This window comes from Geodermatophilus sp. SYSU D00079 (assembly GCF_054050635.1).
Map to the genome: position 1 here is coordinate 93,321 of NZ_JBJGZS010000006.1, position 15,306 is coordinate 108,626.

Genomic DNA, 15,306 nt, shown 5'->3' on the forward strand with positions numbered 1-15,306 from the left:
GCCAGTGGCGGTGGGGCCCTCGTGGTGCCGGCCGGCACCGGGCTGGAGGCCCCGGTGCCGGCCGGTGCCGGTCACCTGCGGGAGGTGAAGGTGAACGGCGTCGAGACGCCGCCCTTCGTGGTCTCCGCGATCAGGCGGGTGAACCCGGTGGTGGGGCTGACCCCGTTGGCGACGCGGAGGGTCCAGGCCCCGGTGGCGTCGACCGTGGCGGTGCCGATCATCGAGCCCTTGGTCCCGGTCGTGGTGGCCAGGAAGACCGTCACCGTGTTCAGGTTGGTCACCGTCGAGGTGCCCGACACCCGCCACTCCCGCGTCCCGGTGCGGAACTCACCGGTGGTGATCGCGGTGGCGTCGACGGTCGGCGTCACCGTGACCGACCCGGTGGCGGTGCCGCCGGGGCCGGTGGCGGTGACCTGGAAGGTCACCGGGTGGGCCGGTGCGGTGAACGACAGCGTGTTCCCGGTGGTGGTGGGCACCGTGATCGCCGGGGTGGAGGTCTGCACCCACTCGTAGGAGGTCGCGTTCCCCCCGTCGGCGGTCAGCACCACGGGGGCGCCGACCTCCGGCGTCGGGTTGTCCGCCGTCACGGTGACCCCGGCCGGGGCCGAGCCCCCCTGGACCTCGACCGTGCGGGTGAAGACGCGCTCACCCTCCGGGCCCTGCGTGGTCAGGGTGATGGTCACCGTGCCGGCGGTGCCCGGTGCGGTGAACGTGGCCTGCGCCGGGTTGCCGGAGTCGGCGACGATCGTGCCGGCCGAGGCCGACCAGGCGAACGAGGTCACGTTGGTCGACGACGAGGCGTCCAGGGTGACCGTCTCGCCCATCGCCATGGTGGTCGGCAGTCCGGCGATGTTCCCGGCCTGCGGGACCTCCTCGCCGGCGTCCGAGCCGGTGACCATGACCGGGGCCGTGGTCGAGCCGTCCTCCTGGCCGTCCTCGGTGGCCACCACCGTGACCGAGTGCGGCGGCATCTTCAGGCCGGTCGCGGTGAGGGCGCCGTTGGTCATCGCGCCGAAGCCCTGCACCGACAGCTCGGCGTCGCTGTCGCTGGAGGTCGCCTCCACGGTGAGCGTGCCGTCGGCGAACACGGCGCTGGTGACCTGGATGCGATCGGTGACCGGGACGTCCTTGTCCTCCGCCGGCACGTCGCTGGTGTTGCTCACCGTGACCGACTCGGGGAAGGCGTCGACGGGGATGCGGGCGAAGAAGTTGCCCGCCCCGTCGCCGGTCAGGCTGGTGGCCGCCACGCCCTCGCCCGAGACCTCGACGGTCGAGAGCTTGCCGGCCTTGGCGTAGACGTCGAGGTAGTCCTGGCCCGCGGTGTCGACCTCGTAGACACCGAGGGGCTCGATGCCCTGGTTGACCGCGACCTTGCCGAGCAGGGCGAAGGTGTCGTCGCGGAACGGGGTGATGCCGGGACCGGAGACCTCCACGTAGTTGGTGCCGTGGGGGGAGCCGGTGACCCGGGTCTCCACGGCGGGGTTCCCGACGTACTGGACCCCGTTGACGGTGTGGAGACCCGCGGCGTCCCGCAGGAACGGGGCGATCCGGGAGCCCAGCGCGAGGCCGAAGTTGTCCGGTGCCGGCGTGATGTCCTCGACGAAGCGGGCCCGGCCGCGGTCGTCGGCGGTGACGGTGTCCACGCCGTACGGGTGGGTGACGGTGTAGGTGCCGAACGGCACGCCGTCCTCGATGCGGATCCGCAGGCGGCCGAAGGTGACCTGGTCGCCCTCCTTGACCGCCTCGTTGGCGAACGTGGCCTCCAGCGCGCCGACGAAGTCGACCCGCTCGCCGCTGGGCAGGTCGAAGCTGTTGTTGCCCTGGTAGTAGAACGACTCGCCCGGGAAGTTGCTGGTGGCGGCGTCCGCCCCGATGTGCAGCGGCTCGTTGGGGTCCAGCCCCTCCTCGGTGAGGAAGGCCGGGTCGCAGTAGGGGTCGGCCGCGTCGAGGCACAGCTCCAGGCGGGTGCCCTCGTGGTCCTCGTACCAGACGGGGAAGCCGTGCACCCCGCTGGTCGGGCCCACCGCCTGCAGGGTCCTCGGGTTCGGCGTGACGATGTCGGCGCCGGCCATGGTGGCGCCACCGGCGATGACGCCGAACGCGGTCAGCGCGACGACACCCTTCCTGCCGAGGTGGCGGCTGGTCGTCCGGTTCGCCGTCGCGACGTCGGTGCCCTTCATGGCTCCGCCCCCGCGACGACCGGTGCTCGGTCGTTCCCGTGTCATGCGACTCTCCGTTGTCGAACGCCGTCGTCGTCACCGTGGGTGGTGACGACCTGTGCGTCGACTCTCGGCGAGCGGGGAGCGGGCAGGCAGACGCGGCAAGGGGGGGTGGCATCCCCCAATGCGAGGGAGTGGCGGGGTCACCCGCCGTCACGGCGGGCGGGTCACCCGGCGGAGGAGGCGGCCCGGGGAACGGCCGGGGGCCCGCCACCTGTCCGGTGACGGGCCCCCGCGGTGTTCAGTTGTGGTGGTGCGCCGGGCTCAGCCCGTGGGTGTCCTGCCGGTCACCGGCGGAGGACGAACGGGCCGGCCTTGCCGCCCCGGTCCGACTCCACCCAGACCTGGGAGCCGGGCACGTTCGGGACGTTGTTGCGGGTCGCGAACGTCCACGCCCCGCTCGTCGCGCCGGCGGCCGGGGCGGCCACGGTGGCGATCCCGATGACCGGACCGGTCGCGCTGGTGGAGCGGATCGTGATCGTGGCGCCGGCGATGGTGCCGGTGCCGTTGACCTCGAGCCGGTCACCGGCGCGGTAGCGACCGCCGGCGATCGTCACCGTGTCGTTGACCACGGCGTTCGGGGTCCCGGTGACGGTGCCGGCCGGGCTGCTGCCCTGGCCGTTCACGGCCACCACGCTGACGTTGTACGCCGTCCCGGCGGTCAGGCCGGTGAGCGTCGCGGTCAGGGCCGGCGGGGTCACGACGGCGGAGACCGACGCACCGGTACCGGTGGCCGGGGCCGCGCTGACCTCGTAGCGGCTGATGGCCGAGGCGCCGGTCTGCGCCGGGGCCTCCCACGTCACCGTCAGGCTGCCCTGGCCGGGCGCGGCCGCGACGTTGCCCGGCGCGCCGGGGAGCGTCGGGGCCGGACCGGAGGTGCCGGGCTCGTAGGTGGCGGTCCGGGTGTCGTAGTTCCCCGCGGCGTCGAAGACCGCGATGTTGACCACCGTGCCGGCGGCGGTCACCGGGATCGTCTGACCGGCCGGCACCCGCGTCGCCTCCGCAGAGGGCAGGTCGAGGTCCATGACCGCGACGTCACCGACGGTGTAGTAGACGTCGATCTCCTCCGCCGCGTTGGTGGAGGTCACCGTGAGCGCGCCGGTGGCCGGGTCCTGGGTCACATCGAAGACGGGCTTCGTGGTGTCCCCGGTCTGCGGGTCGGTGTTCGGGGTCCCGGTCGCCGCGGAGAACGGCTTGCTGAGCGTCTCCTGCGCCGTCCCCTGCGCCGCCCGCACCTCGAGGAGGTAGTTGGCGGCCGGGTCCAGGCCGGCGAAGTCGGCGTTGAGGACGGTCGGGCCGACCTTCTTGCCGCGCATGTTGCCGTCGGCGTCGGTGAGGGTGACCTGGTAGCCGGTCACCGCGCCGCCACCCGCGACCGGCGGGGCCGCGACCCACTCCGCCCGCAGGGACGTGCCGTCGGCCGACCGCACCATGCTGGCCTCGCCCGGGCCGGGCTGCGGGGCGTCGGCCGGGCCGGGCGGGCAGCCACCCATGCCGGGACCGCCGACCTCACCGTGCTCGGCGATGGTGATGCCCGAGCGCTCGTCACCGTCCGCGGCGGCCCACGACATGATCCGGGAGGTCCCGTCGAGGGCGGTCTGCGCCGTCTCGGGGTCCAGGAAGGTGTAGGTCGCGACGACCTGGCCCGGGTTGGTCTCCGAGCGGACCAGCGACGACGTGTAGCCGTCGCCGGCGGTGCCGTCGGCGACCGCGCGGGCGTCGCGGCGGCCGACCGCGGTGTCCTTGAGGTCGGGCTGGATGATCCGGGCCTCGAGCCGGTCCATCGGGATGTCGGCCGGGACGTCGCTGACGACCGTCACGGTGTTCCCGCTGATCGACTCGGTCGCCACCGAGATGTTCGCCACCGGCATGTCGAAGACCTGGTTGTTGATGGTCAGCTCGACCCGGTCGTTGCCCGTGATGTCGGGCGTCACGTTCAGGCCGGACGGGGCGCCCACGCCCCAGCAGGCGCCACCGGGGTGGTTGATCTCGAACGCGACGCCGTCCTCGGGGTAGTTCACCGGTGCCGTGGTCTGGCCGACCACGGTGGTCCCGCGGAACACCTTGACCGTCGCCTCGCTGCCCGCGGGCAGGCCCTCGAAGCCCTCGATGGTCATGAAGTCCCGGTTCGGGAAGACGACGAGGTTGTTCGGCAGCGTGGGCAGCGCCGCCTGGGCGACCCCGCTGCTCAGGATGACCGAGCCGACGGCGACGGTCGCGGCGGAGAACAGGCCGAGGGCCCGCCTCCCGCCGGTGGTGCGGGACGGTCGTGCCGCGGAGGGGGCCACAGCCCCACCCCCGCGACGGCGACCACCCCGGTTGGTGGTGCGTGCACTCATGGTTACTCCGCTGCTTCGAGAGTTCCCCCGATCGGATGACCGGAGCCGTGACTAGACGGTCGTCCGGGAGGCGTATCGATCCGAAGCCGTGCCGTGGGGGTCCTATGACCCCCAATACGGAGGAGTGGGTGCAGCGGTCCGCGCGTCCCCGGAGGGCGCGGCGCGGAGCGGGCCGGGCCGGCAGGGCCGACCCGGCCCGCGAGGCCGGCGTGTGGTCAGTCCGTGCCGACGGGGGCGCGGGGGACGACGAGCACCGGTCGGTGCGCGCAGTGCAGGAGGGCACGGGGCACGCTGCCGACCAGCAGCTCCCGGGACGCCGACCGGCCGCGGCTGCCGACGGCGATGACCGAGGCGCCGCGGGAGGCGGCGGTCTCGGCCAGGGTCGAGGCGGTGGCCCGCGCGCTGCCCGGACGCCCCGAGCAGGGCACGGTGAGGAGCTCGGCGCCGTCCGGGGCGGTCGGGCCGGGGCCCGGGCCGGGCTCGGCGACGGCCACGAGCAGCTGCTCCCGGCCGGGGAACAGCGCGGCCGCGGAGGCGATCGCGCGCGCCGCACCGGCCGACCCGTCGGTGCCGACCATGACCGGCCCGGAGGCGGCGGCGGCCCACTCGGACGTCGTCAGCGGGTAGGGCACGACGAGCACCGGCACGGGGCTGACGTGGATGACGAGCTCGGAGACGCTGCCCAGCGCGGCCCGCACGCCCCCCAGGCCGCGGGTGCCGACGACGACCAGGTCGGCGCTGATCTCCTCCGCCGTCCGGGCGAACTGGTAGCCGTCGCCACCGAACGCCCGCTTGACCAGCGCCTCGGCCTCCCAGCCGGCGGCACGGGCCAGCTTGACGCCGTTGCCGGCCAGGCGCTGGGCCTCGGCCCGCCCCTCGGTCTCCAGCAGCTCGCCCAGCTCCTGCAGCCCGGAGGCGCGGCCGGCCAGCCGCTGCCGCAGCTCGGGGGAGGTGAAGGGCGGCTCCCACAGGTGCAGGACCGACGCGGAGGCCGTCGGCACCAGGGTGGCCGCGGCCTCGATCGCGTTGACCGCACTCGGGGAGCCGTCGTAGCCGACGAGCACGCGCAGGGACCGACCGGGGCTGTCAGGGGCGCTCATGGCCGCATTCTCCCCGACCGGCACCCCGGATGTCGGGGAGAGCCTGGTCAGGGGTGGGCGCGGGGGTCGACGGCCGGCGGCAGCTCCCCGGGCAGGACCCCCTGCCCGGGTGTCGGCGGGGGGCGTCGCGCACGCCACGTGCGCCCGTCGCCACCCATGGGGTAGGCAGGGGGCGGGCCCCGCCCCGGGGGCGCCGGACGGCCGGAGGAGCGCAGATGGACGAGCAGGACTGGACCGGAGTGGTGGGGGCCGCCATCCGCGCGCCGTCGATCCACAACACGCAGCCCTGGCGGTTCACCGCGACCCCGGACCGGCTGGAGCTGCACCTGGACCGCGACCGGGCGCTGCCGGTGCTCGACCCCACCGGCCGCCAGCAGGTGATCAGCTGCGGGGTCGCCGCCGAGTTCGCCGCGGTGGCGCTGCGGGCCGCCGGCGTCGAGGCGGCCGTCGAGCTGCTGCCCGACCCCGCCGACCCCGACCACCTGGCCACCGTGCGCGCCGGGGCCGCGCGCGAGGTGACCGCCGCGGACCGCACCCTCGCCGAGGCGATCGGCCGGCGGCACACCGAGCGGGCGCCCTTCGCGGCCCGCGCGGTGCCGGACGAGCTGGTCGACCGGGTGCAGGCCGACGCCGGGCGGCTGGGGGTGTGGGTCAAGCCCATCACCGAGTCGGAGGAGGAGGTCGCGACCGTCTTCCTCATCTCCCGCGCCGAGGAGATCGAGCGCAGCGACCCGGAGTACGTCGCGGAGCTGGAGCGCTGGCTGCGCACCGACCCGGCCGCGGTGGACGGCGTCCCCGTCGAGGCGGTCCCGAGCGAGGACCCGGCGACCCGGCCGTCGAACTGGCTGATCCGGGACTTCGTCGTCGGCAGTCGCGGCGGGCACGCGGCGTTCCTGCCGGAGGGGGACGCGAGTGCGCCGCCGCCGGAGGTGGAGCGGCCCACGGTGCTCCTGCTGGGCACCGACAACGACGACCGGACGGCGTGGCTGCTGGCCGGTCAGGCGCTGGGGCGGCTGCTGCTGCAGGCCACCGCGGAGGGGCTGGCCGCCTCCCCGCTCACCCAGGCCCTGGACTGGCCGGCGACCCGCACCCGCATGCGGGCCCGGCTGTCGCTGGTGGGCCATCCGCAGATGCTGCTGCGCATGGGGTACCCGGCGACCGGGGAGACGCCGCACTCCGGCCGGCGACCGGTGGCCGACGTGCTGCGGTTCTCGCCGGCCGGCTGATCAGCGCGGCCGGTCGCGGCGGCCGGTGGTGGCCCAGGGGTCCTCGGGGTCGTGGTCGTCCTCGGGCTCCTGGGCCGCGGGGGCGACCGGCCGGGGCCGGGTGGCCGCCTCCAGGGCGGCGTCCCGTTCGCGGGCCTGCTCGGCGCGCGCCACGCGGTCCCGCTCCCGCAGCTCCCGCCGGGTGGGGCGGCCCGGACCGGCGGCGCGGTCGCGCAGCCGCCACAGCCCGGCGCCGGCGAGCGCCAGGCCGATCGGCAGCACGTAGGCCGCGGCCCGCTCGGTGCCGCCCTCGCCGAGGTGGCGGGTGATCCCGGCGACGAAGAAGACGGTCGCGGCCGTGCCGACGAGCCCGAGCAGTGCCAGCGCCGTGCCCAGTGCCTCGGAGCGGGGCCGGACGGCGTAGGCCAGCGCGATCAGCCCCAGCCCGCCCCCGACCAGGTGGAGCCCGGCACCGGCCTCGTGCAGGGACTGCTGCCCGTCCATGGGGAACACCCCGACGACCACCACGCCGACGGCGGCCGCGGTGAGCAGCGCCGTGGCGACCCGGCCCGCGGTGCCGGCCAGCGCCGGGCGCAGCAGCAGCAGCCCGGCGGCGATGAGCAGGCCCTGGACGGCGAACGAGGCGTTCATCAGCCAGTGCCCGGGGGAGGCCGCCGCGCCGAGCTCGCTGATCAGGTCGTCGGCGCGGGAGTACCCGTCGCCGCGCAGCTGCACGACGGTCTCGACGACGAAGAACTGCAGGGTCAGCAACCAGGCGAGCGCGCCCCAGCGGTACCGGGTGGGAGTCACGGAGGCCATGGTCCCAGGCCGCTCACCGCCGGTCCGGCAGCCGGGCGAGGACGGCGGCGAACGCGGCGGGCGAGAGCCACGACGGGTTGCTCCCGGCCGGCATGCGCAGCACCTCGGCGGTCCGGACGGCGGGGTCGGCGAGCAGTTCGGCCCTCGGCACCGGCCGGGCCAGCCGGGTGAGCCGGACGTCGACCACCGGGCCGTCGGCGCGTTCCTCGGGCGCGCCGGTGACCTCGCCGACGGCGTGGACGCCGGGGTCGGTGCGGCCGCTCACCCACAGCAGGCACGGCTGGCCGGGGCGCACCAGCTCCAGCCGGTAGGAGCGGCGCACGCAGCGGGTGAGCTCCCGGTCGGCGTCCACCGGCCACCCCGGGTCGATGGCCTCCGGCGGCCGGGTGGACTTGAGCACCCAGCACCCGACGTCGGCCGCCGAGAGGCGGCGGGAGGACCGCAGGTCAGTCCGTCGCTGAGTGCTGTTCGGCGCCGGCGGGGTCGGCGTCGTCGGAGTCGACCATCTGCCGCTCCTGCTCGGTGCGGTGCTGGAGGGCGTCGTCGTTGGGCCGGTCGTAGCCGCCGGCGTGCTGGGACCGGTCGCGCGGTGCGGACTCGGTGGTGTCCATGACGTCGTCGAGGTCGGGGCGGTCGGGCTCGCTCACGGGGTGCTCCGCTTCGTCGGGGACGTGCCTACCGGGAGGCCATAGCCAGCCCGTCGCCGCCCCAACCGTGGTCAGCGCTGCTCGAGCCGGGCGGCCGGCACCCACGCCTCGACCAGCACCGGCCCGTGCGGACCGGCCAGGGCGTAGGTCACCCGGCCGAGCCAGCCCCCGTCGGCGTGCCGCCACTCGACCAGCAGCCCCGGCCACACCCCGGGCGCCCCGGGCGGGTCGTGCACCCAGCAGTGCCGGCCGCGACCGTCGGCCCGGCGGCCGCTGTCGGCAGCGGCCGCCGGGCGCGGCGGCCCGGACGGCGGCGGGGCGGCGGAGCCGACCCCGGACTCCGCCGCCCGCTCCCCGAGCGAGCGGCGGCCCGAGCGCCCTGGGTGCATGCCGCCGGCCATGGGGAGAGTCTGGCACGTCGGTCGAACAGGCGTTCGACCGCTCCGGCAGGTCAGGCGCCGGCGGACACGCCCTCGGCCAGCGTCTCGGCCACGGCGGTGACCAGCGGGTGGGCCGGCAGCTCCTCGACCGTCACCGGCAGCGGCAGCGACCAGTTGGGCCGGTCGGTGGTGCCGGGCATGTTGGGCCGGCGCCGCTCGGCGACGGCGTCGTCCAGCGTGGCCGACAGCAGCAGGGACGGCGCCTGCGCCAGCCGCTCGTGCGCCCGCTTGACCGCCGTCTCCGGCCTGGCGTTCTTCCGGACGCCGGGCAGCCGCTCCAGCAGCGCGGCGCGGCCGCGCTCGAGCTCCTCGTCGGTGCCCGTGCCGTGCTCGCGCTGCTCCTCGAGGTCCGCGCCGCTCCACAGCCCGGCCACGGTGGGCAGGTCGTGGGTGGTGATCGCGGCCATCGCCTCGACCGGCCACTGCGCGGGGTCGTCCTCCTCGAACCACAGCAGCCGGTAGCTGAGGATGCCGTGCTCGGCCATCGCCTCGCGGACGCCGTCCTCCACGGTGCCGAGGTCCTCGCCGACGACGACCGCCTGCGCCCGGGTGCTCTCCAGGGCGACGATGTCGAGGAGGTCCTCGGCGGGGTAGCGGACGTAGGCGCCGTCGGCCGGGCTCTCGTCCCGGGGCACCCACCACAGCCGGAACAGGCCCATGACGTGGTCGATGCGCAGCCCGCCGGCGCCGGCCATCGTGGCGCGGATGGACTGGATGAACGGCTCGTAGTCCGCGGCCCGCAGCTGCCAGGGGATGAGCGGCGGCGAGCCCCAGTCCTGGCCCTGGGAGTTGAACGCGTCCGGCGGTGCGCCCACGGAGGCGCCGTCGGCCAGGACGTCCTGCCAGGTCCAGGCGTCGGCGCCGCCACCGGCGACGCCGATCGGGAGGTCCTGGATGACGGTCATGCCCTCGGTGGCGCGCTCCACCTGCAGGTGCAGGCACCACTGCAGCCAGGCGTGGAAGGCGACGTCGCGCTCGTGCTCGGCGACGAACCGGCCGACCGCCTCGCTGCGCGGGTCGCGCAGCTCCTCGGGCCAGGCGTGCCAGTCACCGCCGTGCTCGTCGGCGAGGGCGCACCAGGTGGCCCAGTCCTGCAGCGGCTGGCCCTGGTGCCACCACCAGTCGGGGAACGCGGGGTCGTCGCGGCCGGTGGCGTCGAACACCCGGCGCAGCACCGTGCGCTTGCGGGCCCAGATCGCGTCGCGGTCGATGAGGTCGCCGTCGGACAGCGCGCGGCCGGCGTCCTCCTCGAGGTCGACGGCCCCGGCACCGGGCACCTCCGGCACCCGCAGGTAGACGGGGTTGCGGAAGCGGCGGGTGGCCGGCAGGTAGGGGCTGGCCTCCTGACCGGCCGTGGGGGCGACGGCGTGCAGCGGGTTGATGAGGACGAAGCCCGCGCCCTGACCGGCGGCCATCTCCCGGACCGCGCGCAGGTCGGCGAGGTCGCCGATGCCCCAGCTGTCGCGGCTGCGGGTGGCGTAGAGCTGCACCGCCCAGCCCCAGGCGCGGTCCTCGGGCAGCCAGCAGCGGCCGGGGGAGACGACCAGCCGCCGGCGCGGGCCACCCGGCGCCTGCAGCCAGTGGTAGCCGAGCGGGAAGTCCTCGGGCAGCTCGCCGTCCACGTGCCGGACGGTGCCGTCCTCGCAGGTCACCTCGGCCTCGTCGACCTCCAGGGCGTCCCCGGGGCGGGCCACGATCGGCGCGCGGTCCTCGAGGTCGGCCGGCGGCGTGCCGATCACCTCGCGCAACCGCTCGATGGTGGCCTCGGCGACGTGGTGTTCCTCGTCGAGGGCGTCGAGCCAGCTGGCGTCGATGCCCCACTCGTCGGTGGTCGGGGTGCGCGTCACGTCTCGATACTCCCCAGGGTCCGCCCGGCGCGCACTGCAGGGCGGGAGTGGTGCCGGTCTCTCTCTTGACCCTCCAGCGGCTGGAGGGTGCAGGGTCGGGCCATGGACGACGGCGCGCTGACCATCGGCCAGCTGGCCGGCCGGCTCGGCGTCCCGGTGCGGACGGTGCGGTTCTGGTCCGACGAGGGGCTGGTCGACCCGCCGGCCCGGTCGGCGGGCGGCTACCGCCTCTACGACGCCGCGGCCGTGGCCCGGCTGGACCTCGTGCGCACGCTGCGCGAGCTGGGGCTGGGCCTGCCGGCGATCCGCGAGCTGCTGGCCCGGCGGCGCACGGTGGCCGAGGTGGCCGCCGAGCACGTGCGCGCCCTGGACGGCGAGATCCGGCTGCTGCGCCTGCGCCGCACCCTGCTGCGCTTCGTGGCCACGGCCGGGACGACGACGGAGGAGATGAGGATCGTGCCCGAGCTGGCGACGCTGTCCGCCCGCGAGCGGCAGCAGCTGGTCGACGAGTTCGTGGAGCGCGCCTTCGCGGGCCTGCCCGCGGACGCCCCGGGCGCCGGCATCGCCGCCGGCATGCGCTCCCTCCCGGCCGAGCTGCCGGAGGAGCCGACGCCGGAGCAGGTCGGGGCCTGGCTGGAGCTGGCCTCCCTGGTCGCCGACCCCTCCTTCGCCGACCGGGTGCGGGAGATGGCGGTGGCCGGCGCGGGGGCCACGCCGGAGGAGCCGGACACGCTGGGCGCCGACGCGGGGCGGATGGTCACCCTGGGCCGGCGCGGCCTCGACGGGGGCGTGCTCCCGGGGACGGCGGCGGCCGAGGCGCTCGTGGCCGAGTGGCTGGGGGAGGTCGCACCCGGCCGGCGCGCCGAGCTCGCCGACCGGCTGGCCACCTTCACCGATGCCCGGGTGGAGCGGTACTGGCAGCTGCTCGGCGTCCTCAACGGGTGGCCGCCGTCCGAGCCGTCGGTGCCGGCCGTCCAGTGGTGGATCGCCGTGCTGCGCGCCGCCTGACCGGCTCACCCGTCGGGGTGGGGTCGCGCAGCGCGGCCTCAAGGGCGGGCCGCGCGGGGCCGAAGCGGTCAGGTGACGCACTCCCGAGGGAAGGCCACCACCGTGGACGACCACACGGCACCACCCCCCGCCGGCCGGCTCCGGGCCGTCCTGCTCGCGCTCGTCCTCGCCGCCGCGCTGGTCGCCGCCCACCTCGCGGTCGGCGGGGAGCGGGCACCGGCGCACCTGGCGCTCAGCGCGGCCGTCGCCGTCGCCGCGGCCTGGGCCGCCGACCGCCGCCAGCGCCGCACCCGCCGGCGCACCCAGGCCGAGCTCGCCCAGCTGGCCTTCTCCGACGGGCTGACCGGCCTGGCCAACCGGGCGCTGTTCACCGACCGGCTGGAGCTGGCGCTGCGCCGCACCGCCCGGACCGGCGACGAGGTCGCCGTGGTGTTCCTCGACCTCGACGGCTTCAAGAGCGTCAACGACAGCCTCGGCCACGCCACGGGCGACAGCCTCATCCGTGCGGTGGCCGGGATCCTGCAGGGCGCGGTGCGCACCGAGGACACCCTCGCCCGCCTCGGCGGCGACGAGTTCGCGATCCTCGTCGAGCGCGCGCCGGGCGTGCAGGAGGCGACCCGGATCGCCGAGCGGGTCCTGACGGCGCTGGCCGGGCCGGTCGACCTCGGCGGGCAGCGGGTCACCGTGTCGGCGAGCATCGGCATCGCGACCGGGGACGTCGCGGCGACGGCGTCCTCCCTGCTGCGGGACGCCGACAACGCCATGTACTGGGCCAAGGGCGCCGGCCGCGGCCGCTACGTCGTGTTCAACCCCCAGATGCGCTCGGCCGCCGCGGAGCGCCGGCAGCTCGAGGAGGACCTCTGGGCGGCGCTGGGCCGGGAGCAGTTCCGGCTGGTCTACCAGCCCGTGGTCGACCTGGGCAGCGAGCGGGTGACCGGGTTCGAGGCGCTGCTGCGCTGGGACCACCCCACCCTCGGCGTCGTCCTGCCCGAGCGGTTCCTGCCGGTCGCGGAGGAGATCGGGCTGGTCCCCGACATCGGCCGCTGGGTCGTCACCGAGGCCTGCGCGGCCGCCGCGCAGTGGCGGCGGGACCACCCGGGGGCCGCGGAGCTGTCGATGGCGGTCAACGTCTCGCCGTCCCAGCTCGGCTCGCCGGGGCTGCTCGACGACGTCCGGACGGCGCTGGCGGCCACCGGCCTGCCGCCGTCCGCGCTCGTGCTGGAGCTGACCGAGTCGGTGCTGGTGCGCGACCCGGCCGTCGCCGCCGAACGCCTCCACCAGCTGCGCAGCCTCGGCGTGAAGGTGGCCCTCGACGACTTCGGCACCGGCTACTCGTCGCTGTCGCACCTGCGCCAGTTCGCCGTCGACATCCTCAAGATCGACCGGTCGTTCGTCAGCACGATCGACGACACCGAGGCGATGCCGGCGATCCTGCGGGGGCTGATCAACCTGGGCCACACCCTGGACCTGGAGATCGTCGCCGAGGGCATCGAGCAGGAGCGCCAGCGCACCCACCTGCGCGACGGCCGGGTCGGCCTGGCGCAGGGCTACCTGTTCGCCGCACCCCTGGAGCGCACCGACGCCGAGCTGCTGCTGCTGGGCGGGGCGAGCACCCCGACCGCCGACGAGCCGGGGACCAGCACCCCTGCCTGACCCGTGGGCCCGCGCCCGTGGTCATCGGATTCCGGTCGCTCGACGCGGCGTGTCGTCCCGTGTCGCGTGCACCCACCCGACGATCGACGGGACGGCGGGCAACCGGCGCGTTCCGATGCCCGCCCGGCCGGGGTAGGGGGGGCCCATGACGGTGATCGGCTTCCACAACTCGCACGAGCAGGTCCACCCCGCGGCGCTGCTGTCCGCCGTCCAGCACGCCGAGCAGGTGGGCTTCACCGCGGCCATGTGCTCCGACCACCTGACCCCGTGGAACCCGCGGCAGGGGCACTCCGGGTTCGCGTGGTCGTGGCTGGGCGCGGCGCTGGCCACCACCGGCCTGCCCTTCGGCGCGGTCAACGCCCCCGGCCAGCGCTACCACCCGGTGATCGTCGCCCAGGCGATCGCCACGCTCGGCGCGATGTTCCCCGGCCGGTTCTGGGTGGCGCTGGGCAGCGGCGAGGCGATGAACGAGCACGTCACCGGCGACAAGTGGCCGCGCAAGGAGCTGCGGGACGCCCGGCTGCGCGAGTGCGTCGACGTCATCCGCGCCCTGCTGGCCGGGGAGGAGGTGAGCCACGAGGGCCTGGTCACCGTCGACCGCGCCCGCGTGTACACCCTCCCCGAGCAGCAGCCGGCGCTCATCGCGCCCGCGGTCAGCGTGGAGACCGCCCGGCGCGGCGCCGACTGGGCCGACGGCCTGGTCACCATCAACCAGCCGCACGACAAGCTGCGCGAGATGGTCGCCGCGTACCGGGACGCCGGTGGCCGGGGCCGGCTGGTCATCCAGGTCCACGTCAGCTGGGACCCCGACCCCGACCGGGCCCTCGCCCTGGCCCACGACCAGTGGCGCAGCAACGTCTTCCCGCCGCCGCTGTGCTGGGACCTCGACAGCCCGGAGGCGTTCGAGCAGGCCAGCGCGCACGTCACCCCCGAGGGCGTCACCGACGCCGTCCGCGTCTCGGCCGACCTCGGCCAGCACGCCGCCTGGATCGCCGAGTACGTGGAGCTCGGCTTCGACGACGTCTACCTCCACCAGGTCGGCGGCGACCAGATCGCCTTCCTCGACGCGTTCGGCGAGAAGGTGCTGCCGCGCCTCGACGTCACGACGCCGGGGCCGGCGGTCGCGATCGACCCGCCCGGGCCGGCCGGTCCCCGCCGTCCGGAGCAGACGCCGCACCCCGCCGGGATCGCCTGAGGCGCATCCGGGCGGCACCCCGCCGGCGAAGGACGGGTGCGGTCGCCGGTCGGCCGTGACCGACGGCAGGGGGCGGGGACGACATGACCGAGGTGGACGACGTCATCCGGCGGGTCAACGCGCGGGAGCCGATGTCCGCGGCGGAGCTGCGCCACGCGGCCGAGCTGCTCACCCGCGACGCACGCTCCGGCCGGGCCGGGCTCGCCGTGGCCCGGGTGCGCGTCGCGGTCGCCCTGGAGGAGCTCGGCGAGTGACCCCCGCCTAGGGTGCGAGCCCGTGGACGTCACCGTGCGCGTGCTGACCGAGGACGACGTCCCCGCGCTGACCCGCCTGCTCGTGGCCAACCGGGCGTTCCTCGCACCGTGGGACCCGGAGCGCCCCGACGAGCACTTCACCGAGGACGTGCAGCGCGCCGAGGCCCGCCGCACCCTCGAGCGGTACCGGCAGGGCGCCGTCCTGCCCGGTGTGGTGCTGGTCGACGGCGAGCCGGCCGGGCGGGTGAACGTCAACAACGTCGTCCGCGGGCCGTTCCTGTCCGGCGACCTCGGCTACTGGGTGAGCGAGCACGTCACCGGCCGCGGCGTGGGCACCGCGGCGGTGGCCGCGATGGTCCGGCTGGCCTTCGGCGAGGCCGGTCTGCACCGGCTGCAGGCCGCCACCCTCGTGCACAACTCCGCCTCCCAGCGGGTGCTGCGGCGCAACGGGTTCGAGCGGATCGGCTTCGCGCCGCGGTACCTGCGCATCGCCGGGCGCTGGCAGGACCACCTGCTCTTCCAGCTGCTGGACGAGCCGGCCGACCGAGCGGCGCGTCCGCGGGTGCGGTAGGGACGACGG

Annotated in this window: 14 protein-coding genes; 6 read left to right on the forward strand and 8 right to left on the reverse strand. The window is 75.9% G+C overall.

The features are described 5' to 3' along the window. Nucleotides 1-71: 71 nt before the first annotated feature. The 3 genes from ACI79E_RS07845 to ACI79E_RS07855 all read right to left on the reverse strand — a co-directional run bounded on the left by ACI79E_RS07845 (nt 72) and on the right by ACI79E_RS07855 (nt 5,658). The gene (locus ACI79E_RS07845) at nt 72-2,180 is read right to left on the reverse strand and encodes a hypothetical protein (RefSeq protein ID WP_456931964.1); all 2,109 of its coding nucleotides are present in this window, start codon (nt 2,178-2,180) and stop codon (nt 72-74) included. Nucleotides 2,181-2,506: 326 nt separating this feature from the next. After that, nucleotides 2,507-4,507, reverse strand: a complete 2,001-nt coding sequence (locus ACI79E_RS07850) for a fibronectin type III domain-containing protein (RefSeq protein WP_456931965.1) — start codon at nt 4,505-4,507, stop codon at nt 2,507-2,509. Between the two features lie 266 nt (nt 4,508-4,773). Next, a complete protein-coding gene (locus tag ACI79E_RS07855) occupies nt 4,774-5,658 on the reverse strand; it encodes a universal stress protein (RefSeq protein WP_456931966.1) in 885 nt (294 codons plus the stop codon). A gap of 215 nt (nt 5,659-5,873) precedes the next feature. On the opposite strand from ACI79E_RS07855, the gene ACI79E_RS07860 reads away from it, so the two are divergent. Then, the gene (locus tag ACI79E_RS07860) at nt 5,874-6,884 is read left to right on the forward strand and encodes an Acg family FMN-binding oxidoreductase (RefSeq protein ID WP_456931967.1); all 1,011 of its coding nucleotides are present in this window, start codon (nt 5,874-5,876) and stop codon (nt 6,882-6,884) included. Here the strand turns inward: ACI79E_RS07860 and ACI79E_RS07865 are convergent, their stop codons facing one another. From ACI79E_RS07865 to malQ, 5 genes are all read right to left on the reverse strand, one after another. After that, entirely contained in the window at nt 6,885-7,682 is a 798-nt protein-coding gene (locus tag ACI79E_RS07865; protein ID WP_456931968.1) for a DUF998 domain-containing protein, read from the reverse strand. A gap of 13 nt (nt 7,683-7,695) precedes the next feature. Continuing rightward, nucleotides 7,696-8,082, reverse strand: coding sequence for a hypothetical protein (locus ACI79E_RS07870; RefSeq protein ID WP_456931969.1), 387 nt, complete (start codon nt 8,080-8,082; stop codon nt 7,696-7,698). A 46-nt stretch (nt 8,083-8,128) separates the two neighbouring features. Next, nucleotides 8,129-8,329: a hypothetical protein gene (locus tag ACI79E_RS07875; protein WP_456931970.1), complete on the reverse strand. Its 201-nt coding sequence runs from the start codon at nt 8,327-8,329 to the stop codon at nt 8,129-8,131. Nucleotides 8,330-8,400: 71 nt separating this feature from the next. Then, complete coding sequence (locus ACI79E_RS07880; protein ID WP_456931971.1) at nt 8,401-8,730, reverse strand: hypothetical protein; 330 nt, start codon at nt 8,728-8,730, stop codon at nt 8,401-8,403. Between the two features lie 50 nt (nt 8,731-8,780). Next, nucleotides 8,781-10,616, reverse strand: coding sequence for a 4-alpha-glucanotransferase (malQ, locus tag ACI79E_RS07885; protein ID WP_456931972.1), 1,836 nt, complete (start codon nt 10,614-10,616; stop codon nt 8,781-8,783). Between the two features lie 102 nt (nt 10,617-10,718). Here malQ and ACI79E_RS07890 point away from each other — a divergent pair, with 102 nt between their 5' ends. From ACI79E_RS07890 to ACI79E_RS07910, 5 genes are all read left to right on the forward strand, one after another. Beyond that, a complete protein-coding gene (locus ACI79E_RS07890; RefSeq protein WP_456931973.1) occupies nt 10,719-11,624 on the forward strand; it encodes a MerR family transcriptional regulator in 906 nt (301 codons plus the stop codon). A 72-nt stretch (nt 11,625-11,696) separates the two neighbouring features. Beyond that, entirely contained in the window at nt 11,697-13,277 is a 1,581-nt protein-coding gene (locus ACI79E_RS07895) for a putative bifunctional diguanylate cyclase/phosphodiesterase (RefSeq protein WP_456931974.1), read from the forward strand. 145 nt (nt 13,278-13,422) lie between these two features. Further along, nucleotides 13,423-14,472 carry a TIGR03885 family FMN-dependent LLM class oxidoreductase gene (locus ACI79E_RS07900; RefSeq protein WP_456931975.1) on the forward strand — a complete coding sequence of 350 codons (1,050 nt, stop codon included), beginning with the start codon at nt 13,423-13,425 and terminating at the stop codon, nt 14,470-14,472. 83 nt (nt 14,473-14,555) lie between these two features. After that, the gene (locus ACI79E_RS07905) at nt 14,556-14,726 is read left to right on the forward strand and encodes a hypothetical protein (RefSeq protein WP_456931976.1); all 171 of its coding nucleotides are present in this window, start codon (nt 14,556-14,558) and stop codon (nt 14,724-14,726) included. 22 nt (nt 14,727-14,748) lie between these two features. Further along, nucleotides 14,749-15,297: a GNAT family N-acetyltransferase gene (locus ACI79E_RS07910; RefSeq protein WP_456931977.1), complete on the forward strand. Its 549-nt coding sequence runs from the start codon at nt 14,749-14,751 to the stop codon at nt 15,295-15,297. Nucleotides 15,298-15,306 lie beyond the last annotated feature (9 nt).